This is a genomic window from Streptomyces sp. NPDC002403 (assembly GCF_053593015.1).
Genome location: NZ_JBSFBQ010000007.1, coordinates 103,970 through 130,375 on the forward strand (window position 1 = coordinate 103,970; position 26,406 = coordinate 130,375).

A 26,406-nucleotide genomic window follows, 5' to 3' on the forward strand; every position below is an offset into this window, starting at 1 on the left:
GGCCAACCTTGTGGCAAAAAAGATCATCAAGGACGACAGGTGGTCACACTGTGTACCAGTGACCGAATTCGAACCCGTCGGAAGGTGACTCTCGGTGAGAGAGTGCCAGCTGTGATCCGGCTGTGAGCGCCGCCAAAGTAACAGTCCCCGCACGATCCCGGACAACAGCGGGCATCACCGTCGAATCCGCGGGCACCTCGTTCCACCACACGCCCGCATCCGCCCGGCCCTCCGCATGCATCCCCACCGCACAGGCTCCCCCGGGGCCGGACCGGACCAGCAGGGAGTACGCCCAGCCGTCCACCTCGACGCCCCGGACGCCGGTGACGGGGCCCGCTCCCCCGGCGCCGCCGAGCGGTACCGGGCCCGTCGCGCCCGGCCACCAGACGCAGGGCTCGCCGGTGCTCAGGTCACGGATGACAATCGTCCCGGGCTCCGGCCCGGCCGCCATCGATCCCGGGCGGGGCGCGAGGGGCACCGACCGGTCCTCGGTCCACGCACCGTCGGGCCCCGAGCGGTGCCAGCGCAGCACCGCGGCGGAATCCCGGGCCCGGGCGAAGAGCTCGACCTCTCCGCCGGCCGTGGTCACGGCGACGAGTTCGTCGGCGACGCGGACGCCCCGCAGGTGCTGCCACGGAGTGCAGACGCCGTCGGCCCCCTGGTGCCGGTAGCTCACGCTGTGGCCGAAATTGCGTACGAAGACGAAGAGGCCGCCCGCGCCGTCGAACGCGGCCGCCGGGAAGCCGACCTCCCGGCTGCGGTACCGGTTCCCGGGATTCGGGCTGCCCAGCGAGTGCCACGGGGTGAGCGGGTGGCCGGTGCGGTACTGCGCGGCCCGCACCACCGCGATGTCGTCGCCGCCGTCCTTGAGCGGGGTCCGGCGCAGCGCGAAGAGATGCGGGAAGCCGTGCGCGTCCCGGACCACCCGGAGGCCGGGCATCAGGCGCGGGCCGGGCAGGAGTTCCGGTCCCTGCCAGGCGGTGCCCCCGGGTTCGCGCTGCGTCCATCGCACGACGCCCGCCGCGGAGGGCAGGAAGGCGGTGAGCCTGCCGTCGAATCCCTCGGTCAGCCAGTGCGCCGGGTACGGGTAGCGCGGCTGCGGGGCGGTGCCGGTCCGTCCGTCCGCGCCGGCGCGGTGACAGTCGACGAAGACCGGGGTCCCCGACTCCAGCTGCAGTTCGCGGGCCGCGGTCAGCGCGGCGAGCGCGGCGGCGGCGTGCTCGGCCGGCTCGTCGTGCACGGGAAGGTCGTGTTCGTCGTCGTACGAGACATGCGCCGGGTCGGGGTCCGCCAGGCGCACCCGCTGCGGGCGCAGTGCGCGCAGCTCCCGGAGCAGTGCGTCGCCGCCGTCCCGCGTACCGATGGTGCGCGGGGAGCCCGCGACCTTGCAGCCGCGCCGTCCGGCGTCCGCGAGGGCGCGGTCCAGTGCCGCCCGTCCGTCCTTGCCGTCCTCCTCGACGCACAGGACCGTGAGCTCGGCGCCGGCGCCCTCCGCCGCGACGAGCGCCACCGCCTCGCGATGGCGTACGGCGACGATCGTCACGCGCTGCGTCGGACTCGTGGCGCTCATACCCGGCTCCAGTCGCCGAGGGTGAGCCCCTGGCCTTCCTCCTGGCGTACGACGGCCAGCCCGCCATCGGCGCCGACGACCGCGACGACGGCTCTTCCGAGGCCGTCGGCCGCCACCGCCGGATCTCCGGTACAGCTCATTCCGGTACCGGTCCACCAGAATCCGGCCTGCTCGCTCTCGGTCGCGCAGACACCGAGGTTGACCGTCCCGTCGGCCCCGCGGACCGCGAGCACCGTGCAGTCGAAGCCGTCCACCGTGGTCCGGACCGCGGCGATGCGACCGTCCCCGGGGTTGCCCCCCAGCGGCAGCGGCCAGCTTCCTTCCCGGATCGCGACGGCACCGGAGCCCCGTGCGTCGGTCAGGTAGTAGGTCAGCCGTCCCGGGGCGGTCTCCAGCGCGGTCACCGATCCGGGCAGGGGGGCCACGGCCGCTTCGTACCCGCGCACCAGGGCGCCACCCGGCTCCGTCTGCCGCAGCTGGAGCGCGGCGGTGCGGGTGGGGACCAGGACCTCCACCTGGCCGGACGAGGTCGCCGCGGGGACCGGCCCGTCGGTGCCGCCGGAGACCTGGAGCTGAGCCCACGCCTCCCATCGGCCCCGCTTGTCCTCGCGGCGCAGGGCCACTCCGCCCGGTCCGGTCGGGACACAGATGTACAGCGAGCCGTCGCTCGCGACGGCGGCGGCCGGGGCACCGATCTCGACCGCCTTGTCGATCTCCTTGAACGGATTGCCCAGCGAGCGCCACTGCGTCATCGGGCGGCCCGTCTGGTACTGCGTGGCGTACATGATGTCCACGTTCGTCCAGCCGTCGGCCCGCGGCCGGACGCGGCGCCCCAGCAGATGGGCGTAACGATTCTGCCCCTGCACCACGGTGAGCCGGTCGATGCCCTTCGCGGGCAGGACGTCCGGACCCGCCCACTGTCGGCCGCCGGGGGCCGACTCGGTCCATCGCAGCACGGCACCGTCGACGTGGACGTACGCGGTCAGCCTGCCGTCATGTCCGGTCAGCAGCCAGGGACCGCCCAGAACACGGGAGGGCCGCCCGGGCTCCTCCGCCGCGGGCTCGTTCCGCTGCTTCGCTTCACGTAGGGGGGCGCTGCGCATCGCCGTTCGTCACCCTCCCCGGTGAGCAGGCCCGCGCGGGTCACGGGCTCTGGATCGAGACATCATAAACAAGCCATGGCATGCTCAGGTCGAGGCGGCAGCGGCGGGACGGCGCGCCGCGGGGTGCCCGAGGCACCAGCCCTCCCAGGCCGAGGCGACCATCTCGCGCACGTCGTGCCGGGCGGACCAGCCCAGCTCGGCACGGATCCGGTCGGCGGAGGCGACGACCCTCGCCGGGTCGCCCGCCCTGCGCGGCGCCGACACCGGAGCCGAATCGGCCCCGTACCCCGTCACCTCACCGATCAGTTCGATCATCTCCCGCACCGAGACGCCCTCGCCCCGGCCGATGTTGACGGTCAGGTCGGTTCCCGGCTCCCGGCCGAGGAGCGCCCGCGCCGCGGCGAGGTGCGCCGAGGCGATGTCGTCGACGTGGATGAAGTCGCGTACGCAGGTGCCGTCCGCGGTGTCGTAGTCGTCGCCGAAGACCACCGGGGCCGCACCCCGGGTCAGCTTCTCGAAGACCATGGGCACCAGGTTGAAGACGCCCGTGTCGGCGAGGTCCGGCGCGGCCGCGCCGGCGACGTTGAAGTACCGCATCGAGGCCGTGGCGATGCCGTGCGCCTTCCCCGCGGCGCGCACCATCCACTCGCCCGCCAGCTTGGTCTCGCCGTAGGGGTTGATCGGGGCGCACGGAGTCGTCTCCGTCACCACCCCTACGTCGGGCATTCCGTAGACCGCCGCCGACGAGGAGAAGAGGAACGCCCGCACCTCGCTGTCGGCCACGGCCTCCAGCAGGGTCTGCAGGCCCTGCACGTTCTCCCGGTAGTAGAACAGCGGGCGTTCGACGGACTCCGCGACCTGCTTCTTCGCGGCGAGATGGACCACGCCCCGCACCGGCAGCTCCGCCAGGGTGCTGCGCAGCAGGGCCGCGTCGAGCGTCGATCCCTGGATGAACGGGACATCCGCGGGCACCCGCGAGCGGTCGCCCGTCGACAGGTCGTCGTACACGACGACCGACTCACCGGCCTCGCGCATAGCGCGGACGACATGCGCCCCGATGAAGCCCGCCCCACCCGTGATCAACCAAGTCATGAACGAATAGTAGTTCGAGCAGCGCAGATCATGATTCCGGGGACCAAAACACCCATTCGCACGATCCTCTGTTCTATAGTGCACGCTCAGCCATGCACGCACGGACCGGCCACACCCCCCACCCGAGTCCCACGCACTCCACAGCCCACCTCGGGCCACGAGATATGAGGACTCGACCAGGATGACCCACGACGCCATGACACAGGGCACGCACGACGGTCGTCCGGCCTCCGGTGGCGGACGGAAGGGGCGGGGCGCCCCTCGCAAGCGCCGCCGCGGCCTCAAGATCACTCTGAGCGTCCTGCTCGTCCTGCTGCTCGCCGGCGGCGGCACCGTCTACTGGCTCTACAGCCGCCTCGACGGGAACATCACGGGCGTGGACATCGACAAGGCGCTCGGCGACGACCGTCCCGAGAAGCTGCCCACCAGCGGTCAGAACCTGCTGGTGCTCGGATCCGACTCACGGGCCGGTGCCGAGAACAAGGAGCTGGGCGGCGGCGGTGACGTCAGCGGCGCCCGGTCCGACACCGCGATGGTGGTGCACATTCCCGAGGGCCGGTCCAGGGCGGTCGCCGTGTCCATACCCCGTGACACCCTGGTGACCCGGCCCGAGTGCGCCAAGGCCGACGGCTCCACGGTGCCGTCGGCGAACCGTGTGATGTTCAACTCCGTCTACTCGCAGGTCGGTCCGGCTTGTGTGGTCAAGACCGTCGAGAAGATGTCCAAGGTCCGGATCGACCACTACCTGGAGATCAACTTCGCCGGGTTCAAGGATCTGGTGGACGCCATCGGGGGCGTCACGGTCGATGTTCCGCAGGACATCCACGACAAGTCGTCCGGCCTCGACCTCACCAAGGGCCCGCACAAGCTCGACGGCACCGAGTCGCTCGCCTACGTCCGTACCCGCCACGGCATCGGGGACGGCAGCGACCTCGGCCGGATCGGGCTTCAGCAGCAGTTCCTCCTCGCCCTGCTGAGCGAGGTCAAGTCGCAGAACCTGCTGGGCAGTCCGACCAAGTCCTACAAGATCGCCAACTCGGCCACCAAGTCGCTGACCACCGACGCGGGGCTCGCCTCGCTCACATCGCTCGCGGAGTTCGCGCGGTCGATGAACGGCGTGGACCCGGGCACCATGGAGACGATCATGCTGCCGGTGGCGTACGACAAGCAGGACCCCAACCGCGTGGTGGCGGCCCAGCCGCAGGCCGACGACCTCTGGAAGGCCATCCGCAAGGACGGCACGATCCCGGAGTCCGCGAAGAAGTCCCCCGCCACCGGCGGCTGACGGGGCGGAAGGCACGACCCGTACACCGCGGCTCCGTCGGTCTTCGACGGTGCCGCGGTGTACGGGCGGAGCTACGGACGGCCTACGGGGTCGTTGATCCGGCTGTGTCCGCGCCCGTAGGCGAAGTAGACGACCACGCCGATGACCATCCAGATGCCGAAGCGCAGCCAGGTCTCTGCGGGGAGGTTGAGCATCAGCCACACCGACGCGGCGACCGAGAGGACCGGGATCACCGGTACCCACGGGGTGCGGAAGGCACGGTGGAGTTCGGGGCGGGTACGGCGCAGCACCAGCACACCCAGGGCGACCACGACGAACGCGAAGAGCGTGCCGATGTTCACCAGCGTCGCCAGTTCGTTGATGCTGGTGAAACCGGCGACGATCGCGATGATCACGCCGAGCAGGACGGTCGGGCGGTACGGGGTGCCGAACTTCGGGTGCGTCTTGGAGAAGAACCGCGGCAGCAGTCCGTCCCGGCTCATCGCGAAGAAGACCCGGGTCTGTCCCAGCAGCAGGATCAGACAGACGGTGGTGAGGCCGATGGCGGCTCCGAAGCTGATGAGCCCGGCGTAGACGGGATGGCCGACGGCCTTGAAGGCGTCGGCCAGCGGGGCCTCCACCGACAGCTCCGTGTAGTGCTCCATGCCGGTGACCACCAGCGATACGGCGACGTAGAGCACGGTGCAGATGAAGAGCGAGGCGAGGATGCCACGGGGCATGTCACGTTGCGGAAGCTTCGTCTCCTCGGCCGCGGTGGCCACCACGTCGAAGCCGATGAAGGCGAAGAAGACGACGGAGGCGGCGGTGAAGATGCCCATGACGCCGAAGTTGGTGGGTGCGTAACCGAACATCAGCTGGACCAGCGGCGCCGTCAGCCCGGAACCCGCGGGCTGCGGCTGTGCCTCGGGGATGAACGGCGAGTAGTTGGCGGCCTTCACGAAGAACAGCCCCGCGATGATCACGATCAGCACCACCGCGACCTTGATGGCGACCACGACGGTCGTGACCCGGGCGGACAGCTTCATGCCGAGCACCAGCACCACGGTCAGGACGAGCACCAGGACGAAGGCCAGGAGGTCGAAGCCGAATCCTTTCGCCGCATCCGTTCCGGAGAGCGCGTCGGGCATGTGCCAGCCGAAGTTGTCCAGCAGGGAGCGGACGTAACCGGACCAGCCGACCGCCACCACCGCCGTGCCCAGTGCGAATTCCAGCACCAGGTCCCAGCCGATGATCCAGGCGACCAGCTCGCCGAGCGAGGCGTACGAGAACGTGTAGGCGGAGCCGGCGACCGGCACGGTGGAGGCGAACTCGGCGTAGCAGAGCGCCGCCAGCGCGCAGACGACGGCGGCGACCACGAAGGCCAGGGCGGTGGCGGGGCCCGCCGTCTCCTTGGCCACCTTGCCGGTGAGGACGAAGATGCCGGTCCCGATGATGACGCCCACTCCGAAGACCGTGAGGTCCAGGGCGGAGAGGGACTTCTTGAGCGCGTGCTCCGGCTCCTCGGTGTCGCGGATGGACTGCTCGACCGTCTTGGTCCGGAACAGTCCGTCGCTGCTGGGTGGTGTGTCCTGCTGGGCAGTCACCGGCGTACCTCCACGCACTCGTCGTGTACGCCATGATTTGGGACCGCTTCGGCGACGCAGGGCTGCGCACCGGACGATTTCACGCGAATGGGCCGGTCGGACCACCCGTACAGGGTGACTCGACCGGCCCATCGGCCGTATCGGTGCGCGCTCTCGCGGGCCGGCCGTGTCAGTCGCGGGCGGGCTCGATCACGGAGCGGGCGTCGGCGCCGTTCCCGAAGCGGCCGTCCAGCTTGGCCACGAGGCCGGTGACCTGGCGGGCGATGTCCGGCGCGGTCAGCCCGATCTCGGCCATGACCTCCTTGCGGGAGGCGTGGTCGAGGAAGCGCGGCGGGATGCCGAAGTCGCGCAGGGGTACGTCGACCCCGGCGTCGCGCAGGGCCTGGGAGACGGCGGAGCCGACGCCGCCGGCCCGGCTGTTGTCCTCGACGGTGACGACGACCCGGTGCTGCTCGGCGAGCGGGGCCATGGCCTCGTCGACCGGCTTGACCCAGCGCGGGTCGACGACGGTCGTCGAGATGCCCTGGGCCTCCAGCAGCTCGGCGATCTCCAGGCACATCGGGGCGAGCGCGCCGACGGAGACCAGGAGGACGTCCGGCCGGGTGGTGCCGGGCTCGCGCAGCACGTCCATGCCGCCGACCCGGCCGACGGCCTTGACCGCCGGGCCGACCGCGCCCTTGGAGAAGCGGACCACGGTCGGTGCGTCGTCGACCTCGACGGCCTCGCGGAGCTGGGCGCGGACCTGGTCGGCGTCGCGCGGGGCGGCGATCCGGAGCGTGGGCACGCACTGGAGGATCGACATGTCCCACATGCCGTTGTGCGAGGCGCCGTCGGTGCCGGTGACCCCGGCCCGGTCCAGGACGAACGTCACACCGCACTTGTGCAGCGCCACGTCCATCAGTACCTGGTCGAAGGCGCGGTTGAGGAAGGTGGCGTACACCGCGAAGACGGGGTGCAGTCCGCCGGTGGCGAGGCCGGCCGCGGAGACCGCGCCGTGCTGCTCGGCGATGCCGACGTCGTAGATCCGGTCCGGGAACGCCTTCTCGAACTTGGTCAGTCCGACCGGCTGGAGCATGGCCGCGGTGATCGCGACGATGTCCTCGCGCTCCTTGCCGAGCTTGACCATCTCCTCGCCGAATACGGACGTCCAGTCGAGGCCCGAGGTGGCGACCGGGAGGCCGGTGTCGGGGTGGATCTTGCCGACGGCGTGGAAGCGGTCGGCCTCGTCGAGCAGGGCGGGGGTGTAGCCGCGGCCCTTCTCGGTGAGGCAGTGCACGATGACGGGGCCGCCGAAGCGCTTGGCGCGCTGCAGCGCGGACTCCAGGGCCTCGATGTCGTGGCCGTCGATCGGGCCGACGTACTTCAGGCCGAGGTCCTCGAACATGCCCTGCGGGGCGATGAAGTCCTTCAGTCCCTTCTTGGCCCCGTGCAGCGTCTCGTACAGCGGCTTCCCGACGACGGGGGTGCGCTCCAGGAGGTCCTTGCCGCGGGCCAGGAAACGCTCGTAGCCGTCGGTGGTGCGCAGCGTCGCGAGGTGGTTGGCGAGGCCGCCGATGGTCGGCGCGTAGGAGCGCTCGTTGTCGTTGACGACGATGACGAGCGGGCGGTCCTTGGCGGCGGCGATGTTGTTCAGCGCCTCCCAGGCCATGCCGCCGGTGAGCGCGCCGTCACCGATGACCGCGACGACGTGGTCGTCCTTGCCCAGCACCTCGTTGGCCTTGGCGAGGCCGTCGGCCCAGCCGAGCACCGTGGAGGCGTGCGAGTTCTCGATGATGTCGTGCTCGGACTCGGCACGGGAGGGGTAGCCGGAGAGGCCGCCCTTGCTCTTGAGCTTCGAGAAGTCCTGCCGGCCGGTGAGGAGCTTGTGCACATAGCTCTGGTGACCGGTGTCGAACAGCACCTTGTCCTTCGGCGAGTCGAAGACCCGGTGCAGGGCGATGGTGAGTTCGACCACACCCAGGTTGGGGCCGAGGTGGCCGCCGGTCTTCGATACGGCGTCGACGAGGAAGGTCCGGATCTCTTCGGCGAGCTGGTCCAGCTGCTCGGGAGTGAGCCGGTCCAGGTCACGCGGTCCACCGATGCGGGTCAGCAGAGCCACCCGTGCCTCCTTGCGTCTTGAGCTGGTCGAGCATGCCGATCCGATGAGTCTAATGTTCCGCTCGTCCTCCCGGGCATCGGGCATGGAGTGTGCTGTCCCACCCCCGTCCCCGGCACCCGGAAGTGCCCGGCGCCCGCTTCGGGGCGCCGGGCACCGGACCGTGCGGCGTGGTGGTTACGCGCGGCCCGCGGTCTTCTGGGTGCGGCGGGAGACCGAGTCGATGACCACGGCGGCCAGCAGCACCGCGCCGGTGATCATGTACTGGATGGCGTTGGCCATGCCGATCATGTTCAGGCCCTGCTGGATCGACTGGATCACGATCATGCCGAGCAGCGCGGACCAGACCTTGCCCCGGCCGCCGAAGAGGCTGGTGCCACCGATGACGGCGGCCGCGATGACCAGCATCAGCGTGTTTCCGCCGCCGACGCTCTTGGTGGCACCGCCGGAGAGGCTGGCGATGAAGAGTCCGCCGAAGGCGCCCAGCATTCCGGAGAGCGCGAAGACGGTGATCCGGATCCGGTCGACGTCGATACCGGCCCGGCGCGCGGCCTCCGGGTTGCCGCCGACCGCGAAGACCTGGCGGCCGAAGGTGGTCCGGCGGGCCACGAAGTCCGCGACGACCAGCACGGCGAGGAAGATCACCAGGGCCAGCGGCAGGCCGCGGGCGCCGGAGGGCTCGTTCAGGACGTACGCGACGGCGAAGCAGAGGATCGCGACGACGCCCGTGCGGAGCAGGACCTCGGTGGTGGGACGGGCGGGCAGACCCGCGGCCCCGCGGCGCCGGCTGTCCATCAGGAGCGAGACGGCGTAGGCGAGGACGGCGACCAGGGCGACACCGTACGCGACGGCCTTGTCCTCGAAGAAGTAGTTGGTGAGGTTCTCGACGATGCTGCCGGACGGCGTGTTGATCGAGCCCTCACCGCCCATCATCCACTCCTGCAGACCGCTCCAGCCGAGGAAACCGGCCAGGGTGACGACGAAGGCCGGCACCCCGATCTTGGCGAAGAAGAAGCCGTGCAGCGCGCCGAGCACCATGCCGGAGAGCACCGCGACGAGCACCGCCGACCAGTCGTTCCAGCCGTGGTTGACGTTGAGCACGGCCCAGACGGCCGCACCGACACCGGCGACCGAGCCGACGGACAGGTCGATCTCGCCGAGCAGCAGCACGAAGACGATGCCGACCGCCATGATGCCGAGGCCGGAGCTGTAGACGGCGACGTTGGCGATGGAGCTGGCGGAGAGGAAGTTGCTGTTCTGGAACTGGAAGACGACCGCGATGATGATCAGGCCGACCAGGACCGGCAGTGAGCCGAGCTCGCCACCGCGCACCTTGCGGGTGAACTCGGACCAGTAGCCCTTGAAGCCTTCCTCGCGGACGAGCAGGCGCGGGTCCACCGCGGGGGCGGGGGCCGCCGACGGCTCGGCCGCGGGTATCGCGGCGGCGGGCTCGTCGGCAGCGGTTTTGGGGGTCTTGGCGAGGTCGCTCACTTCGCGTCCTCCTTCGTGACTGTGCGGGCCTGACGGCGCGTGACGGCGTTGTCCGTCGCACCGGTGATCGCGGAGATGATCTCCTCGTGGGACGTGGTCGCCACGTCGAAGACTCCGTTGTTGCGGCCCAGCCGCAGCACCGCCACCCTGTCGGCGACGGCGCGCACGTCGGCCATGTTGTGGCTGATGAGGATGACGCCGTGGCCGCGCTCGCGCAGCCGCTCGACGAGGTCGAGGACCTGGGCGGTCTGCTCGACGCCGAGGGCGGCGGTCGGCTCGTCGAGGATGACGACCTTGGGGTCACCGATCAGGGCGCGGGCGATGGCCACGACCTGGCGCTGACCGCCGGAGAGCGAGGCGACCGGGATGCGGACGCTGGGTATCCGGATGGACAGCGTGTCGAGCAGTTCCTTGGCGCGCTTCTCCATCCCGATCTCGTCGAGGACGGAGGCCTTGCGCAGTTCGCTGCCGAGGAAGAGGTTGGCGACCACATCGAGGTTGTCGCAGAGCGCCAAGTCCTGGTAGACGGTGGCGACTCCGAGCTCCTGGGCGTCGTTCGGCCGGTTGATGCGGACCGGTGCGCCTTCCCACTCGATGGCGCCTTCGTCGATCGGGTGGACACCCGAAATGGTCTTGACGAGGGTCGACTTGCCGGCGCCGTTGTCGCCGACCAGGGCGACCACTTCGCCGGAGCGAATCTCCAGGTCCACATCGGTGAGCGCCTGTACGGCGCCGAACCGCTTGGAGATTCCGCGCAACGCCAGCACGGGCGTAGCGGACACGTGAATCATCTCCTTCGCCGCCTGACCGGCGGGGATGGTGCTGCTGAGCACAGGGGGCGGAGCCGGTCGCCGGGCCACCGGAGTGACCGGGAGCCCCGGGGGATGCCCTCGAAAGGCCGTCGCCCGGGGGCGAGGACGCGCCGAAGGCCGCAACCGCGGGAGTCCGGGGTCCGCGAGAGGTCCGGAACCGGTGAGAAGTCCGGCGCCCGCCCCTGCTGCGGGGCATGTGACGGGGCGGGCGCCGGACCGGACCGGGGTGACGTCTGCCGGCGGGTGACTACTTGACGCCGGCGGCGTCGCAGGCCGCCTTGTACTGGGCGGTGCAGATCTCCTCGACCTTGTAGACCTTGTCGGCGACGATCGTGGAGGCGATGTTCTCCTTGGTCACGACCGAGGCGTCGTACAGCTTGGACGGGGTGCCCTTGAACTCGCCCGAGAGGCTGTCGACCTTGACCGGGGCCAGGTCGTCGAACTTCTCGCCCTTGAGCAGCCGGACGGCGATCTCGGCGGTGGTCTCGGCCTCCGGCTTGATCTGCTTGTAGATCGAGAAGGCCTGCTCGCCCGCGAGGATGCGCTGCAGACCGGCGAGCTCGGAGTCCTGACCGCCGACCGGGACCTTCACACCCTGCTTCTTCAGGGCCGTGATGATGCCGCCGGCCATGCCGTCGTTGGCGGAGTAGACGCCCTGGAAGCCGTTCTTGCCCAGGGAGTCGATGGCCGCTCCCATCTTCTTGTTGGCCTCGTCCGCCGACCAGTCCGGGATGTCCTGCTCGTAGACGACCTTCTTGACCTGCTTGTCGAGGACGCTGTGCGCGCCCTTCTTGAAGAAGGGGGCGTTCGGGTCGGTCGGCGAGCCGTTGATCATGACAACGTTGCTGTCCTTGGCCTTGGCGCCCATCGCCTTGACCAGCGCCTCGCCCTGGAGCTGGCCGATCTTCTCGTTGTCGTACGACACATAGGCGGAGATCGGGCCCTCGGCGAGACGGTCGTACGCGACGACCTTGACGTCCTTCTTCGCGGCCTGCTGGACCCAGGACTTCGCGGCCTTGTAGTCGACGGTGTCCAGGATGATGACCTTCACACCCTGCGTGACGAGCGCGTCGAACTGCTTCTTCTGGGTCTCGCTGTCCTGCGCGGCGTTGTTGTACTTGACCTCGCAGTCGGAGCACAGCGCCTTGATCTTCGCCTCCATGATGGGGCGGTCGAACGTCTCGTAACGCGTGGTCTTGTTCTCCGGCAGGAGCAGGCCGATGGTCTTGCCGTCGCCGCCGCTGCCGGAGTCCTTGTCGTCGCCGGCCTTGCCACACGCCGCGAGGGAGACGGCCATGGAGAGTGCGGCCGTGCCAATGACGATGCGTCGCGTCGTTGCGTTCATTTCGGGTTGCCTCCCTGACGAGGCCGCAACGTTGCGGCCGAGGTGGCTGGCAGTCAACTCGGCTACAACGTCAGCGTCAAGGAGTAAATCCTTAACGAGATGACAACGGTGCCATTCGTTATCTAAGTGAAGGCAGGAGTGGTCTTCGGCAAGGTGCTTTCCAAAAGGGTCGAATCCCCCATCTCGCTGAGCACGAGGGCCAGTGCGCCCAGGACTTCGGCCCGGCCGCCCAGCGCCCCGGGCAGTACCGAGAGCTGCCGGGCCGCGCTCGGAATGGCGTACCGGGAGACCGAGTCGCGGATCGGGGCCAGCACCAACTCGCCCGCCTCGGCGAGCGATCCGCCCAGGACCACCCGGCTGGGGTTGAGCAGATTGCAGAGGTTGGCCACACCGCTGCCGATGTGCCGTCCGACGTCGCCGATCACCCGGCGGCAGCCCGGATCGCCCTCGCGGGCCAGCTGGACCACCCGTTCCATGGTGAGATCGGGCCCGTGGCTGGGCTGGAGCAGCGGCAGTACGTACCGGGCGGCCGTGAAGGTCTCCAGACAGCCGCGGTTGCCGCAGCGGCACACCGGCCCGGACTCGTCGAGCGTGATGTGCCCGATCTCGCCGGCCGTGCCGCCCGGCCCCCGGTAGATGCGTCCGTCGATCACCAGACCGGCGCCGACACCGCTGGCGACCTTGATGTAGGCGAGGTCCTTGACCCCCCGGCCGCTCCCCCAGACCAGCTCGCCGAGCGCGCCGAGGTTGGCGTCGTTGTCGACGTACACCGGCACACCGAGCCGGCCGGCGAGCTCCTTGCTGGGGTTGATGCCCGTCCAGCCCGGCAGGATCGACGTGGAGCCCAGCGTGCCGGACTCCACGTCGATCGGGCCGGGAACTCCGAGCCCCACCCCGATCACCTTGTCCGGACTGATCCCGGTCGTCCCGATCAGCCGCCTGACCAGCTGCTCGGCCCGCCCGAACCCCTGCGCGGAGGAGGCGTCGACGTCCAGCGGCTCGGCCTCCTCGGCGAGCACCTGGTGGGCGAGGTTGCCGACCGCGACGCGCAGATGCGTATGGCCGAAGTCGACCCCGATCACGATGCCCGCGTCGCCGCTGAGCGAGACGCTGCGGGCCCGGCGGCCGCCCGCCGAGGTCGGGGTGACCTCGACCGTGCCGCCTTCCTTCAGTTCACGAACGATATTGGAGACCGTGGCCGCTGACAGGCCGGTGCTCCGCGCGATCTCCGCCTGGGTGAGCGAGCCGGCCATGCGTACCGCGCGCACGACCCGCTCAAGGTTGGCGCGATGCAGAGATGTCTGCGACCCCGGAGTCTCCATCGACTCTCTCACTCCTACCGTTTTCTCTAACATGTGAACTCTAAGCTGAGCGTTTTGCGGTACTCCCCGTCAAGACCTTGAGCAAGCGAAGCCTCGGATGAGCGCGGCGCCCGCACCATGACGGACCCGGTACACGCGTGAACCGCCCGCCGGCGCGTGGCCGACGGGCGGTTCATGGGTACGGGAGGGGTGCGTGCCGCTACTTCACCGCGCCCGCGGTGAGCCCGGCGACGACCTGGCGCTGGAAGATGATGTAGGCCGCGAGGACCGGCAGCATCGCCATCACCAGACCGGCGAAGAGACCGGACCAGTCACCCTTGTACCCCTGGCTGGTGGCCAGCTCGACCAGGCCCTGGGAGAGCACCCGGTATTTCGGTTCGGTGTTGAGCACCGTCGGCAGCATGTACTGGTTCCACTGCCCGAGGAAGTTGAAGATACCGACGCTGATCAGGCCGGGCTTCGCCATCGGCAGCATCACCTGGAAGAACGTCCGGGTGTGCGAGGCCCCGTCGAGCATCGCCGCCTCCGCCACTGAGGTCGGCAGCGTACGGAAGAACGAGGTGAGGAAGAAGACGGTGAACGGCAGCGAGTACGCGATGTAGACCATGATCAGTCCGTGCCGCGTGTTCAGCAGGGCCATGTTGTTCATCACGAAGAACAGCGGGACCAGCGCCAGGATGATCGGGAAGCTCATCCCGCCGATGAACAGGTAGTAGATGAAGCGGTTGCCGGGGAAGTCGAACCGCGCCAGTACGTACGCCGCCATCGAGCCGAGCAGCAGGGTGCCGACGAGCGAACAGCCCACCACCACGACGGTGTTGAAGAAGTAGTCGCTCATGTGCGCCTGGCTCCAGGCGCGCGACCAGTTCTCGAAGTGCAGCTTGTCGGGCAGCGCCCACGGCGTCGACAGGATGGAATCGTCCGTCTTGAACGACGCCATCACAGCCCAGAGCAGCGGCAGGACGACCAGGATCGCCCAGATGATCAGCACACCGTGCGAGAAGACGTTGAGGACCTGGCCCTCGCTGCTCTTCTCCTTGGCGGCGGGTGCGGGCGCCTTGGCCACCGGAGCCGGGTCCGCGGCCGGGGCCGCGGGAGGAGTGTCGGTCGTCTTCACGTGTACTCACCTCGTACTGTCGAGCCGGACACGGAGGCCGACCTGTGGTGCCTGCTGGGGGTCCGGGGGACGTCTCCCGGGAATCGCAGCATCAGAACTCCAGCCGATCGCGGCGGCCCAGTCGCATCACGATGGCGGCGAAGGCCAGCGTGACGATGAGCAGTCCGACACCGATCGTCGTCGCGTAGCCGGCCTGCCCGTCGCGGAAGGCCGTCTGGTACACGTACAGCGGCAGGACCGTGGTCGAGTAGTCGGGGCCACCGGGGCCCACGGTCATGACCTGTACGGCGGTGAACGCCTCCACACCGAGGGCCAGGATGCCCATGTAGACCCAGCCCGACTGCACCGTGTCCCAGAGCAGCGGAAGTGTGATCCGGAAGAACGTGGTGAAGCGGTTGGCGCCGTCGAGGAGCGCCGCCTCGTAGAAGTCCTTCGGGATGGACGCCATTCCGGCCGAGAAAAGGACGACGAAGAATCCGACCGTCGACCAGACCAGCACCGTCATGACGCAGACCAGCGCGAGACTCGGGTCGCCCAGCCAGTCCGGCTGGACGGAATCCAGGCCGATTCCCTTCAGTGTCGAATTCAGCATCCCGCTGGTGGGGTTGAACGCGAACTGGAAGAGCAGGGCCACGATGACGATCGAGAGCACCTGCGGGAAGAAATAGGCGATCTTGTAGAAACCGGAACCCCGCACGCCGGAGACCGCGGCGTTCTTGCGCCGCCGGCCCCCGACATTGAGCATGAAGGCGAAGAAGAGCGCCAGGCCCAGCGTCACCAGCGGCAGCAGCAGCACGAGCAACACGCTGTGCTGCAACGACTTCCAGAAGATGTCGTCCTTCAGCATCCTCGTGTAGTTGTCGAACCCGACCATCTTGAAGTCCGGGCTCAGGCCGGTCCAGTCCGTGAACGAGTAGTAGATGGACTGGATGAACGGCCAGATGACGAAGACCGCGTACAACGCGAGTGGGAGTACCAAGAATCCCACGATGAAACGGTACTTGCCGTGCTGCATCGTTTACCGACCCCGATCTTTCCGCGGGTGCCGCCGCTGGTGACGGTTGCTCACTGGTGCTTGTAGTGCTTGATGGACTGGTCCTTGGCCGCCGCGTCGGCGAAGGCCTGGATCTTCTTGATGGCTTCCGCCGGGGTCGCGCGGCCGGCCATCATCTCGCCGATGCCGGCGACACCGATCTGCTCCTTCTGGAGCTTCACGTACCAGTCCTGCAGACGCGGGTTCACCACGTTGTCGCCGGCCTTCTTCAGCGCGTCGACACCGGACTGCATGGCGGTCGACAGGGTCAGACCGTCGGTGCCGCCGTTGAAGGCGCTGAGCGACTTGACCTGCTTGGTGAAGTTCTTCGAGGACTCCTCGGAGAGCATGATGCGCAGCTGCTCCATGCCGCCCTCGGGGTTCTTCGCGTTGGCCGGGACGATGAAGGGCTCGCCGCCGGACGCCCAGATGGTGCCGAACGGCATCTTGTCGGACGAGTCCAGGCTGGACGGCGCCGCGACCATCATCTTGAAGTCCTTGGGCGTGGTCGGCGCGGCCTCGTTCTCCACCCACGAACCGTTCGGGAGGAAGAGCGCCTTGCCCTTGGTCCACTCGGTCTGCGACTGGATGTGGGTCAGGCCGGGGGTGCCCTTGAGGATGTAGCCCTTCTGGTACAGCTCGTAGTACGCCTCGAAGGCCGCCTTGACCGCGGGGTCCTTCCAGGCGTTCGGCTCCAGGTTGTCGATCTTGTCGAGAACCTCCCGGCCACCGATCTTGCCGATGAACGGGTAGAGCGAGAACGGCAGGTAGTACGGGTACTTACCGGCGTACGTCCAGCCCGCGATGCCCTGCTTCTTCGCCTTCGCGCAGAGGGCGAGCATGGCGTCCCAGTCCTCCGGGTACTCCGCGTCGAGCTTCTCCAGCGCGGTCTGCGAGTACCAGACGCCGTACACGGTGTACGCGTAGTACATGATCCAGACCGGGTCGCCGTCGAACTGACCCATCTCCAGGACACCGGGGCGCAGCGTGTCGCGGACCTTCTTGCTCGGGTCGTCGATGGACGGGGCGTCCATCAGCGGCGTCAGGTCGAGCAGCTGCTTCTTGCCGACCAGGACACCCATGTCCATCTGCTCGGCGCCGGAGTTGTCGATCAGGTCCGGCGGGGTGCCACCGTTGAAACGGGGCTGCAGCTGCGACTGGATCTTCTGGGTCGCGACGTGCTTGACCTTCGGGGCCTTCGGGAACGCCGCGTTGTACTTCTTCTCCGCGTCGATCGCGTACTGCTGGCCGAAGCCGCCGTCGAAGATGACCACCTCGAGCGGGGCCGTCTCGTTGACGCCGAGCGGGTTGGCCTTGGTGGCCTTGCCCTTCTCGACCTTCTTGTCGCTGCCGCCGTCGCTGCTCGCGCACGCCGACAGGAAGCCCATCGTCGGAACGCTGATCAGACCGAGTGCGGCCGATCGCTTGATCACATCGCGACGGCCAAGGCCCTCATTCTTGTGGGCGGAGGTGGATCCCATGCTCAAGTCCTCGCCTTCTCCAGGACTCAGGCGGTGTGTACCGGTCGCCCGTCGATATTCGCCTCAGGCGAAGGGCCCCGCCACCGCGGTCAGTTGCGCTTGGGTGGTGCTGATTTCAGGCTAGCCATGTGCAGTGGGGGGCTCAGGGGGATCAGGCGTCGGATGCACCCGTCGTGCCGTCCTCGGCCTTCCCCCTTGTCCCCCTTGCCCGCGTCGCCGAAAAGCTGTGCAGACGCCGACAGGTATAGTCCACTCACGGCCGACTGAGCAAGATCGAATGCGAGTTTGAACAGCAGTCTTTCCCGAGTTGAGACCTCAGGGATACATGGCCCCCGCACGCTCTCGGTCCGGGTGTAACGATTTCCGCATTCCGGTCGATTCCGCTTGCCATTCACGCCCAACACCCTTGACACATCCCGGCACTTGGCTCCCTACTGGACCTTGCGTATCGCTCTGACAACGTTGTCCAGATGCACTTCCCCCGGGAGGAACAGCTCGACATGCAGCCCCGACATGGTTCTCGCAAGAGACAAAGCCGTACGGCCGCACTGATCGCGGCTTCACTGGTCCTGGTCGTGACCGCCCCCGCCGTGGCCGCCGCACAGCCGGCCGGCACGCACGAAAAGGACCGGACCCCCTCGGGGGACCGGACATTCAGCTCGTCCTTCGAAGCGGATGAAAAGCAGCCGGACTGGCGCAACACCGTAGAAGAGGGTCCCGACGGAAAGAAGCGGTCATCGGGTGTCGATGGCGGCTTCTCCGCAGGAATACCGGGCAATGTGACCGACAAGGTGACAGACGTCCGTGCCAGTGGTGAGAACACCGGTGGCGGAGAGGTCAAGGAAAACCTGATCGACGGGGAGTCCGGCACCAAGTGGCTGGCCTTCGAATCCACCGGCTGGGTCGAGTTCGATCTCGACGAACCGGTCGAGGTCGTGACATACGCGCTGACCTCGGCCAATGACCACGCCGAGCGCGACCCGAAGGACTGGACCCTCCAGGGCTCCGCCGACGGCAAGGACTGGAAGGACCTCGACTCCCGGACCGGCCAGACCTTCACGGAGCGGTTCCAGACGAAGTCGTACGACTTCACCTCCGACACCGCATACCGGCACTTCCGCCTGCAGATCACGCAGAACAACGGCGCCTCCGACGCCACCCAGCTCGCCGACGTCCAGTTCTCCGACGGCGACACCTCCACCCCGGCCCCCGGAGAGATGCGCAGCCAGGTCGACCGCGGCCCCTCCGGATCCCCCACCGCGAAGGCGGGCGCGGGCTTCAGCGGCAAGAAGGCCCTGCGGTACGCCGGTACGCACAAGGCGGACGGCCGGGCGTACTCGTACAACAAGGTCTTCGATGTGAACACGGCCGTCACCCGTGACACCACACTGTCCTATCTGGTCTATCCGCAGATGGGCGAGACCGACCTCTCCTACCCGGCGACGCATGTCGCGGTGGACCTGGCGTTCACGGACGGCACGTATCTGAGCGAGCTGGGGGCCACCGACAGCAACGGCGGCCCGCTGACCCCGCAGGGCCAGGCCGATGCCAAGCGGCTGTACGTCAACCAGTGGAACAAGGTCGAGTCGACGATCGGCACGGTCGCGGCGGGCAGGACCGTGGACCGGATCCTGGTGGCGTACGACTCCCCCAAGGGCACGGCGAAGTTCCAGGGCTGGATCGACGACATCGAGATCGCCCCGAAGGCGCCCGGGAAGCGCCGCTCCCACCTCTCGGACTACGCGTCGACGGTCCGCGGCACCAACTCCAGCGGTGCCTTCTCCCGGGGCAACAACTTCCCCGCCACCGCGGTCCCCAACGGCTTCAACTTCTGGACCCCGGTCACCAACGCCGGGTCCACGAGCTGGCTGTACGACTACGCGCGGGGCAACAACGACGACAATCTGCCCACCCTCCAGGCCTTCAGCGCCAGTCATGAGCCGAGCCCCTGGATGGGCGACCGGCAGACCTTCCAGCTGATGCCGTCGGCGGCCACCGGTACCCCGGACGCCTCCCGCAAGGCGCGTGCGCTGCCGTTCCACCACGAGAACGAGACGGCGAAGCCGCACTACTACGGTGTGACGTTCGACAACGGTCTCAAGGCCGAGATGACACCGTCCGACCACGCGGCCCGGATGCGGTTCACCTACCCCGGTGACGACGCGAGCGTCGTCTTCGACAACGTCTCCAACGACGGCGGGCTCACCCTCGACCCGGCCACCCGCTCCTTCACCGGCTTCTCCGACGTCAAGAGCGGCGGCTCGACCGGTGCCACCCGCCTCTTCGTCTACGGCGTCTTCGACGCCCCGGTCACCGCGAGCGGCAAGCTGTCCGGCGGCGGTGGCGACGATGTCACGGGCTACCTCCGCTTCGCCGCCGGCAAGGACCGCACGGTCGAACTGCGCCTGGCGACCTCGCTGATCAGCATCGACCAGGCGAAGCAGAACCTCGCCGCCGAGATCCCCGCCTCCCGCTCCTTCGGCCGCGTCGAGGACCGTGCGCAGCGGGCCTGGGACGACATCCTGGGCAAGGTGGAGGTCGAGGGTGCCACGGCCGATCAGCTGACCACCCTCTACTCCAGCCTGTACCGGCTGTACCTGTACCCGAACTCGGGCTTCGAGAAGGTCGGCGGCAAGGACAAGTACGCCAGCCCGTTCTCCCCGCAGGTCGGCTCCGACACCCCGACGCACACCGGGGCGAAGATCGTCGACGGCAAGGTGTACGTCAACAACGGCTTCTGGGACACCTACCGGACGACGTGGCCCGCGTACTCGCTCCTCACTCCGGACAGGGCCGGCGAGATGGTGGACGGCTTCGTCCAGCAGTACAAGGACGGCGGCTGGATCTCCCGCTGGTCCTCCCCCGGCTACTCCGACCTGATGACCGGCACCTCCTCGGACGTCGCGTTCGCGGACGCCTACGTCAAGGGCGTGAAGTTCGACGCGGAGGCGGCGTACGACGCGGCGCTGAAGAACGCCACGGCCCTCCCGCCGTCCTCGGGCGTCGGCCGCAAGGGCATGGCGACGTCCCCCTTCGTCGGCTACGCCGACACCTCGACGCACGAGGGCCTGTCCTGGTCGCTGGAGGGCTACCTCAACGACTACGGCATCGCGCGGATGGGCGAGGCCCTCTACAAGAAGACGAAGAAGGCCCGGTACAAGGAGGAGTCCGAGTACTTCCTCAACCGCGCCCGCAACTACGTCCAGCTCTTCGACGACAAGGCCGGCTTCTTCCAGGGCAAGGACGCCAAGGGCGGCTGGCGGCTCCCCTCGCAGAAGTACGACCCCCGGGTCTGGGGCTACGACTACACGGAGACGAACGGCTGGGGATACGCGTTCACTGCCCCGCAGGACAGCCGCGGTCTGGCGAACCTGTACGGCGGGCGCGACGGCCTGGCGAAGAAGCTCGACACGTACTTCGCCACACCGGAGACGGCCGGTCCCGAGTTCGTCGGCTCGTACGGCGGTGTCATCCACGAGATGACGGAGGCGCGTGACGTACGGATGGGGCAGTACGGCCACAGCAACCAGGTCGCGCACCATGTCACGTACATGTACGACGCGGCCTCGCAGCCGTGGAAGACGCAGGAGAAGGTCCGCGAGGTCCTGAGCCGGCTCTACACCGGCAGCGACATCGGCCAGGGCTACCACGGCGACGAGGACAACGGCGAGCAGTCGGCCTGGTACCTCTTCTCCTCGCTCGGCTTCTACCCGCTGGTCATGGGCAGTGGCGAGTACGCGATCGGCTCCCCGCTCTTCAAGAAGACCACCGTCCGTCTTGAGAACGGCCGCGACCTGGTGGTCAGGGCGCCGAAGAACAGCGCGAAGAACATCTATGTGCAGGGCCTGAGGGTCAACGGCAAGAAGTGGACCTCGACTTCCCTGCCGCACGGCCTGCTGGCCAAGGGCGGGGTGCTGGACTTCGACATGGGCCCCGAGCCGTCGTCGTGGGGCACCGGCAAGGACGCGGCGCCGGCCTCGATCACCACGGACGACAAGGTGGCGTCGCCGCGGGCGGACGTGATCAAGGGCGAGGGCGCCCTGTTCGACAACACGTCGGCCACCTCGGCGAAGGCCGCCACGGTGGACCTGCCGGTCGCCTCGGCCACGGAGGCGGTCCAGTACACGCTGACGTCGGACAAGGCGGCCGGGGCCCCGTCCGGCTGGGTCCTCCAGGGCTCGTCGGACGGCACGACGTGGAAGGACCTCGACAAGCGGTCGGCCGAATCCTTCGCCTGGGACAAGCAGACGAGGGTGTTCTCGGTGGGTGAGCCCAGCACGTACGCGCACTACCGCCTGGTGTTCGCCGGTGAAGGCACGCTGGCGGAGCTGGAGTTGCTCTCCTGACCCGCTGTTCCACCTGTGTCACGGCCGATGGCCGGTACCCCGCCCCGGGGTACCGGCCATCGGTCCGCCCGCGGCGCGGCTCCCGCTCAGTCGTGTTCGGGGGTCTCCGGAACGGCCCGGGGGAACAGGCCCTCGGGCAGTGTCACGTTCCATGCCGTGATGACCGGCTTCCCGTGCTCGGTGCCGAGCCGGGAGACGGCACCCGTGGCGAGCTGGAACAGTGTGCCCTCGGCCGGGGTCAGGCCGAGGTAGCGGGCGGTGAGCACGCGCAGGAAGTGGGAGTGGGCGACGAGCGCGATGTCCTCGCCCGCGGCACGGCCCGCCGCCTCCGCGACCTCGGCCAGCACCCGGTCGGCGCGGGCTCCGACCTCGGCGGGGGTTTCACCGGGGTGCGCCTCGGGCCCGGGGGCCACTCCGTCGGTCCAGAGGTTCCACTCGGGGCGGGTGCGGCGGATCTCGTCGGTGGTCACCCCTTCGTAGCCGCCGTAGTCCCATTCGCGCAGCTCGGGCGTGATGCGGGGGGCGGCGAGCCCGGCGAGTTCGGCGGTGCGCCGGGCGCGTACGGCGGGGCTGACGAGGGTGAGCGCGATCCGCCGGTCGGTGAGCAGGGGCGCCAGTGCGCGGGCCTGCCGCTCGCCGAAGGGGGTCAGGGGCAGATCCGTGTAGCTCGTGTGCTGCCCGGACCTTGACCACTCCGTCTCGCCGTGCCGGATCAGGATCAGCTCGCCCATGGGTGTCATCCGCTCTGTGTGCCGTTCGTTCCGCGTGGTCCGCAGATCTGTGAACCCGCTGGGCAACCCTCGCATTCCGCACGCCCACGACGGGGTGGGCGGTGGCTCGTTTCCGGGTACGGCAGCCGCTTGGTCCGCGACATTCCGCCCAATGCCCCAGCCGGACGGACCGGAGCGGCGTCACACCGTGGACCCGCGGTGGGGACCGCCGGTGCGGTGGAGACGGAGCAGCGCCGGCTGCCACGGCTCGCCCCCGGCTGCCCGCCGCGACGCGGGGCTGCACGAGGCGGTGGACACCGGGATGACGTGCCGGGCGATCGCCGCCATCCGTACGGGGCCGGCGTACCATCGGGTCCTCGCCGAGCCGGTACATGGTGTTGGGCGTGCCCACGGGGACGACCGGTTCGCCTCCGGAACGAGGACCCCGGCTCCGGGAACCCCGGCGAGCGGGTACGGAAAAGGGCCGCACCCCTTCGTCCTGCGAAGAGGTGCGGCCCACTGCCCTGCCGGACCGGCTACTTGCGGATCAGGCTGCGGAGCACGTACTGCATGATGCCGCCGTTGCGGTAGTAGTCCGCCTCACCGGGGGTGTCGATGCGGACGACCGCGTCGAACTCCACACCGGTGTCGGTGGTGACCTTGACCGTGCGCGGCGTGGTGCCGTTGTTCAGCTCGGTCACGCCGGTGAAGGAGAAGGTCTCCTCGCCGGTCAGGCCGAGGGCCTCGGCGCTCGCGCCCTCCGGGAACTGGAGCGGGAGGACGCCCATGCCGATGAGGTTCGAGCGGTGGATGCGCTCGTAGGACTCGGCGATGACGGCCTTGACGCCGAGGAGCGCGGTGCCCTTGGCGGCCCAGTCGCGGGACGAACCGGAGCCGTACTCCTTGCCCGCCAGGATGACCAGCGGGGTGCCGGCGGCCTGGTAGTTCTGCGAGGCGTCGTAGATGAACGACACCGGGGCGTCCGCCTGGGTGAAGTCGCGGGTGAAGCCGCCCTCGGTGCCCGGGGCGATCTGGTTGCGCAGGCGGATGTTGGCGAAGGTGCCGCGGATCATGACCTCGTGGTTGCCCCGGCGCGAGCCGTAGGAGTTGAAGTCACGACGCTCGACGCCGTGCTCCGTGAGGTACTTGCCGGCCGGGGTGTCGGCCTTGATCGCACCGGCCGGGGAGATGTGGTCGGTGGTGACCGAGTCGCCCAGCTTGGCGAGCACGCGGGCGCCGGTGATGTCCTCGACCGGGGACGTCTCCATCGTCATGCCCTCGAAGTACGGGGGCTTGCGCACGTAGGTGGACTGCGGGTCCCACTCGAAGGTGTTGCCGGTCGGGATCGCCAGCGCCTGCCACTGGGCGTCGCCCGCGAAGACGTCCTGGTAGGACTTGTTGAACATGTCCTCGCCGATGGCGTTGGCGACGACGTCGTTCACCTCGGCCTCGGAGGGCCAGATGTCGGTGAGGTAGACCGGCTTGCCGTCCTGGTCGATGCCCAGGGCGTCCTTGGTGATGTCCACCTTCATCGAACCGGCGATGGCGTACGCGACGACCAGCGGCGGGGACGCCAGGTAGTTCATCTTGACGTCGGGGTTGATCCGGCCCTCGAAGTTGCGGTTGCCGGAGAGCACCGAGGTCACGGCCAGGTCGTGCTCGTTGACGGCCTTGGAGACCTCCTCCGGCAGCGGGCCGGAGTTGCCGATGCAGGTGGTGCAGCCGTAGCCGACGAGGTTGAAGCCGACCTTGTCGAGGTACGGGGTCAGGCCCGCCTTGTCGAAGTAGTCGGTGACGACCTTCGAGCCCGGGGCGAGGGTGGTCTTGACCCACGGCTTGCGGGTCAGGCCCTTCTCGACCGCCTTCTTCGCCACGAGCGCCGCGGCGACCATGACGTACGGGTTCGAGGTGTTGGTGCAGGAGGTGATCGCGGCGACGGTGACGGCGCCGTGGTCGATCTCGTACGTCGTGCCGTCGGGGGCCGTGACCGTGGTCGGGTTCGACGGGACGCCGTTGTGGGCGGCCGGGGAGTCGGAGGCCGGGAAGGACTCCTTGCCCGACTCCTCGTCGTCCGAGACGTAGTTGCGCACGTCCTGGGCGAACTGCTCCTTGGCGTTCGCGAGGATGATGCGGTCCTGCGGGCGCTTCGGGCCGGCGATCGACGGAACGACCGTCGAGAGGTCCAGCTCCAGCTTCTCGGAGAAGTCCGGCTCGGCGGCCGGGTCGAGCCAGAGACCCTGCTCCTTGGCGTACGCCTCGACGAGCGCGACCTGCTGCTCGTCACGGCCGGTCAGGCGCAGGTACTTCAGCGTCTCGTCGTCGATCGGGAAGATCGCGGCGGTGGAGCCGAACTCCGGCGACATGTTGCCGATGGTGGCGCGGTTCGCGAGGGAGGTGGCGGCGACGCCCTCACCGTAGAACTCGACGAACTTGCCGACGACACCGTGCTTGCGGAGCATCTCGGTGATGGTCAGCACCAGGTCGGTGGCGGTCGTGCCGGCCGGGAGCTCGCCGGTCAGCTTGAAGCCGACGACGCGCGGGATGAGCATGGAGACCGGCTGGCCGAGCATCGCGGCCTCGGCCTCGATGCCGCCGACGCCCCAGCCCAGCACACCGAGGCCGTTGACCATGGTGGTGTGCGAGTCGGTGCCGACGAGGGTGTCGGGGTACGCCTGGCCACCCCGGACCATGACCGTACGGGCGAGGTGCTCGATGTTGACCTGGTGGACGATGCCGGTGCCCGGGGGGACGACCTTGAACTCGTCGAAGGCGGTCTGACCCCAGCGCAGGAACTGGTAGCGCTCCTTGTTGCGGCCGTACTCCAGCTCGACGTTCTGCGCGAACGCGTCGTTGGTGCCGAACTTGTCGGCGATGACGGAGTGGTCGATGACCAGCTCGGCGGGGGCGAGCGGGTTGATCTTGGCCGGGTCGCCGCCCAGCTCCTTGACGGCCTCACGCATGGTGGCGAGGTCCACGACGCACGGCACACCGGTGAAGTCCTGCATGATCACGCGGGCCGGCGTGAACTGGATCTCCTGGCTGGGCTGTGCCTGGGAGTCCCAGCCGCCGAGCGCCCGGATGTGGTCGGCGGTGATGTTCGCGCCGTCCTCGGTGCGGAGCAGGTTCTCCAGCAGCACCTTCAGGCTGTAGGGGAGGCGCGCGGAGCCCTCGACCTTGTCCAGCTTGAAGATCTCGTACGACTCGTCGCCCACGCGCAGCGTGCTGCGGGCGTCGAAGCTGTTCGCCGACACGACAGTCTCCTTCATCAATGTGCGCGTACTCCGCGCCGCGCCTCATCTGGCCGGGCGCCGCGTGGTGCCGCCTACGGCCCCTCGACCATCCGCTAAGGTAAGGCTTAGTTAGGTAACCCTTACCGATTAACGGACTACGGTGCGCCTTCGGCATATATCTCGATGTCGAGATAACTCTAGTACATCACCGTCGCACGGTCATGCGCGGGCGGCACCGATCTCTCGCGCCGCGATTCGGGGGGTGAGGCCCTCTGCCGCGGACGGGACCGCGGATCACCGCCGGGCGGCAAGCCTGTGACAGCGCCCCGCACGATCCCCGGGCAGGAGCGGAGGACGGCACGCGGACGGATCAGTGCGGCCGGCGGGGCAGCTGTTCGTCGAGGTGGTCCGCGCCGTATCCGAACTGTTCGGCGGGCTCTCTGCCGGTCCGTCCCACCGGGTGTCCGTGTACTCCCCGACGGGGTCGAAGCACCGCCGTACGGCGGCCGGCCACACGGCACGGAGCACCTCGTCCGGCAGCGGGGAGTCCAGCAGCGGCCGGACATCCCTGCCGAGCCGGTCGTCCTCGCACTCGTACTCGCCCTCGTCCTCGTACTCCTCGTCCTTCGCCTGTGCCCCGGCGAGGGCGAGCACCACGGGCGCGTCCGTGCGGAGCGTCGCGCGGGAGCAGTGCGTGCCGGCCAGGCAGCTGAGCCCGAAGTCCTTCACGTGGTCGAAGCAGTACACCTCGCGCGTCCGCGCCACCGCCTGACTCCCCCTCAGGACCACAA

17 protein-coding genes are annotated in these 26,406 nt (G+C 68.9%); 2 read left to right on the forward strand and 15 right to left on the reverse strand.

The window, feature by feature from the left end; translation table 11 throughout:
• Positions 1-43: 43 nt before the first annotated feature.
• The 3 genes from ACWCPY_RS11190 to galE all read right to left on the reverse strand — a co-directional run bounded on the left by ACWCPY_RS11190 (position 44) and on the right by galE (position 3,765).
• Complete coding sequence (locus ACWCPY_RS11190; RefSeq protein WP_451264048.1) at positions 44-1,570, reverse strand: hypothetical protein; 1,527 nt, start codon at positions 1,568-1,570, stop codon at positions 44-46.
• Complete coding sequence (locus tag ACWCPY_RS11195) at positions 1,567-2,673, reverse strand: hypothetical protein (protein WP_451264049.1); 1,107 nt, start codon at positions 2,671-2,673, stop codon at positions 1,567-1,569. The genes ACWCPY_RS11190 and ACWCPY_RS11195 overlap by 4 nt, the downstream gene beginning before the upstream one ends.
• Before the next feature lie 84 nt (positions 2,674-2,757).
• Complete coding sequence (gene galE / locus ACWCPY_RS11200) at positions 2,758-3,765, reverse strand: UDP-glucose 4-epimerase GalE (RefSeq protein ID WP_451264050.1); 1,008 nt, start codon at positions 3,763-3,765, stop codon at positions 2,758-2,760.
• Positions 3,766-3,946: 181 nt separating this feature from the next.
• Here galE and ACWCPY_RS11205 point away from each other — a divergent pair, with 181 nt between their 5' ends.
• Positions 3,947-5,050, forward strand: coding sequence for an LCP family protein (locus tag ACWCPY_RS11205; RefSeq protein WP_451264051.1), 1,104 nt, complete (start codon positions 3,947-3,949; stop codon positions 5,048-5,050).
• Between the two features lie 71 nt (positions 5,051-5,121).
• On the opposite strand, the gene ACWCPY_RS11210 is transcribed toward ACWCPY_RS11205, so the two are convergent.
• The 9 genes from ACWCPY_RS11210 to ngcE form a co-directional block, all read right to left on the reverse strand.
• The gene (locus ACWCPY_RS11210; RefSeq protein WP_451264052.1) at positions 5,122-6,633 is read right to left on the reverse strand and encodes an amino acid permease; all 1,512 of its coding nucleotides are present in this window, start codon (positions 6,631-6,633) and stop codon (positions 5,122-5,124) included.
• Between the two features lie 169 nt (positions 6,634-6,802).
• Positions 6,803-8,731 (reverse strand): 1-deoxy-D-xylulose-5-phosphate synthase, encoded by a 1,929-nt coding sequence (gene dxs / locus ACWCPY_RS11215; RefSeq protein ID WP_451264053.1) that lies wholly within the window; start codon positions 8,729-8,731, stop codon positions 6,803-6,805.
• Positions 8,732-8,905: 174 nt separating this feature from the next.
• Complete coding sequence (locus tag ACWCPY_RS11220) at positions 8,906-10,219, reverse strand: sugar ABC transporter permease (protein WP_451264054.1); 1,314 nt, start codon at positions 10,217-10,219, stop codon at positions 8,906-8,908.
• Entirely contained in the window at positions 10,216-11,010 is a 795-nt protein-coding gene (locus ACWCPY_RS11225; protein ID WP_451264055.1) for an ATP-binding cassette domain-containing protein, read from the reverse strand. Before ACWCPY_RS11225 ends, ACWCPY_RS11220 begins: the two co-directional genes overlap by 4 nt.
• A 268-nt stretch (positions 11,011-11,278) precedes the next feature.
• A complete protein-coding gene (locus ACWCPY_RS11230) occupies positions 11,279-12,376 on the reverse strand; it encodes a substrate-binding domain-containing protein (protein WP_451264056.1) in 1,098 nt (365 codons plus the stop codon).
• 122 nt (positions 12,377-12,498) lie between these two features.
• Complete coding sequence (locus ACWCPY_RS11235; protein WP_451264057.1) at positions 12,499-13,698, reverse strand: ROK family transcriptional regulator; 1,200 nt, start codon at positions 13,696-13,698, stop codon at positions 12,499-12,501.
• Positions 13,699-13,897: 199 nt separating this feature from the next.
• Entirely contained in the window at positions 13,898-14,815 is a 918-nt protein-coding gene (locus tag ACWCPY_RS11240; RefSeq protein ID WP_451264058.1) for a carbohydrate ABC transporter permease, read from the reverse strand.
• A 91-nt stretch (positions 14,816-14,906) separates the two neighbouring features.
• Complete coding sequence (locus ACWCPY_RS11245) at positions 14,907-15,830, reverse strand: carbohydrate ABC transporter permease (RefSeq protein ID WP_451264059.1); 924 nt, start codon at positions 15,828-15,830, stop codon at positions 14,907-14,909.
• 50 nt (positions 15,831-15,880) lie between these two features.
• The gene (gene ngcE, locus ACWCPY_RS11250) at positions 15,881-17,329 is read right to left on the reverse strand and encodes an N-acetylglucosamine/diacetylchitobiose ABC transporter substrate-binding protein (protein WP_451264060.1); all 1,449 of its coding nucleotides are present in this window, start codon (positions 17,327-17,329) and stop codon (positions 15,881-15,883) included.
• Positions 17,330-17,829: 500 nt separating this feature from the next.
• On the opposite strand from ngcE, the gene ACWCPY_RS11255 reads away from it, so the two are divergent.
• The gene (locus tag ACWCPY_RS11255) at positions 17,830-21,675 is read left to right on the forward strand and encodes a GH92 family glycosyl hydrolase (protein ID WP_451264185.1); all 3,846 of its coding nucleotides are present in this window, start codon (positions 17,830-17,832) and stop codon (positions 21,673-21,675) included.
• A gap of 86 nt (positions 21,676-21,761) precedes the next feature.
• On the opposite strand, the gene ACWCPY_RS11260 is transcribed toward ACWCPY_RS11255, so the two are convergent.
• From ACWCPY_RS11260 to ACWCPY_RS11270, 3 genes are all read right to left on the reverse strand, one after another.
• Complete coding sequence (locus ACWCPY_RS11260; RefSeq protein ID WP_451264061.1) at positions 21,762-22,406, reverse strand: histidine phosphatase family protein; 645 nt, start codon at positions 22,404-22,406, stop codon at positions 21,762-21,764.
• A 515-nt stretch (positions 22,407-22,921) separates the two neighbouring features.
• Positions 22,922-25,636 carry an aconitate hydratase AcnA gene (acnA, locus tag ACWCPY_RS11265; RefSeq protein WP_451264062.1) on the reverse strand — a complete coding sequence of 905 codons (2,715 nt, stop codon included), beginning with the start codon at positions 25,634-25,636 and terminating at the stop codon, positions 22,922-22,924.
• 273 nt (positions 25,637-25,909) lie between these two features.
• Entirely contained in the window at positions 25,910-26,380 is a 471-nt protein-coding gene (locus tag ACWCPY_RS11270) for a hypothetical protein (protein WP_451264063.1), read from the reverse strand.
• Positions 26,381-26,406: the final 26 nt, after the last annotated feature.

What these genes read in the sequence shown, in the direction of transcription:
- ACWCPY_RS11190 (WP_451264048.1), bottom strand. Translation starts at nt 1,570, where the DNA reads ATGAGCGCCACGAGTCCGACGCAGCGCGTGACGATCGTCGCCGTACGC.
- ACWCPY_RS11255 (WP_451264185.1), top strand. Translation starts at nt 17,830, where the DNA reads ATGCAGCCCCGACATGGTTCTCGCAAGAGACAAAGCCGTACGGCCGCA.
- ACWCPY_RS11245 (WP_451264059.1), bottom strand. Translation starts at nt 15,830, where the DNA reads ATGCAGCACGGCAAGTACCGTTTCATCGTGGGATTCTTGGTACTCCCA.
- ACWCPY_RS11205 (WP_451264051.1), top strand. Translation starts at nt 3,947, where the DNA reads ATGACCCACGACGCCATGACACAGGGCACGCACGACGGTCGTCCGGCC.
- galE (WP_451264050.1), bottom strand. Translation starts at nt 3,765, where the DNA reads ATGACTTGGTTGATCACGGGTGGGGCGGGCTTCATCGGGGCGCATGTC.
- ACWCPY_RS11260 (WP_451264061.1), bottom strand. Translation starts at nt 22,406, where the DNA reads ATGGGCGAGCTGATCCTGATCCGGCACGGCGAGACGGAGTGGTCAAGG.
- ACWCPY_RS11195 (WP_451264049.1), bottom strand. Translation starts at nt 2,673, where the DNA reads ATGCGCAGCGCCCCCCTACGTGAAGCGAAGCAGCGGAACGAGCCCGCG.
- ngcE (WP_451264060.1), bottom strand. Translation starts at nt 17,329, where the DNA reads ATGGGATCCACCTCCGCCCACAAGAATGAGGGCCTTGGCCGTCGCGAT.
- ACWCPY_RS11230 (WP_451264056.1), bottom strand. Translation starts at nt 12,376, where the DNA reads ATGAACGCAACGACGCGACGCATCGTCATTGGCACGGCCGCACTCTCC.
- ACWCPY_RS11225 (WP_451264055.1), bottom strand. Translation starts at nt 11,010, where the DNA reads ATGATTCACGTGTCCGCTACGCCCGTGCTGGCGTTGCGCGGAATCTCC.
- ACWCPY_RS11235 (WP_451264057.1), bottom strand. Translation starts at nt 13,698, where the DNA reads ATGGAGACTCCGGGGTCGCAGACATCTCTGCATCGCGCCAACCTTGAG.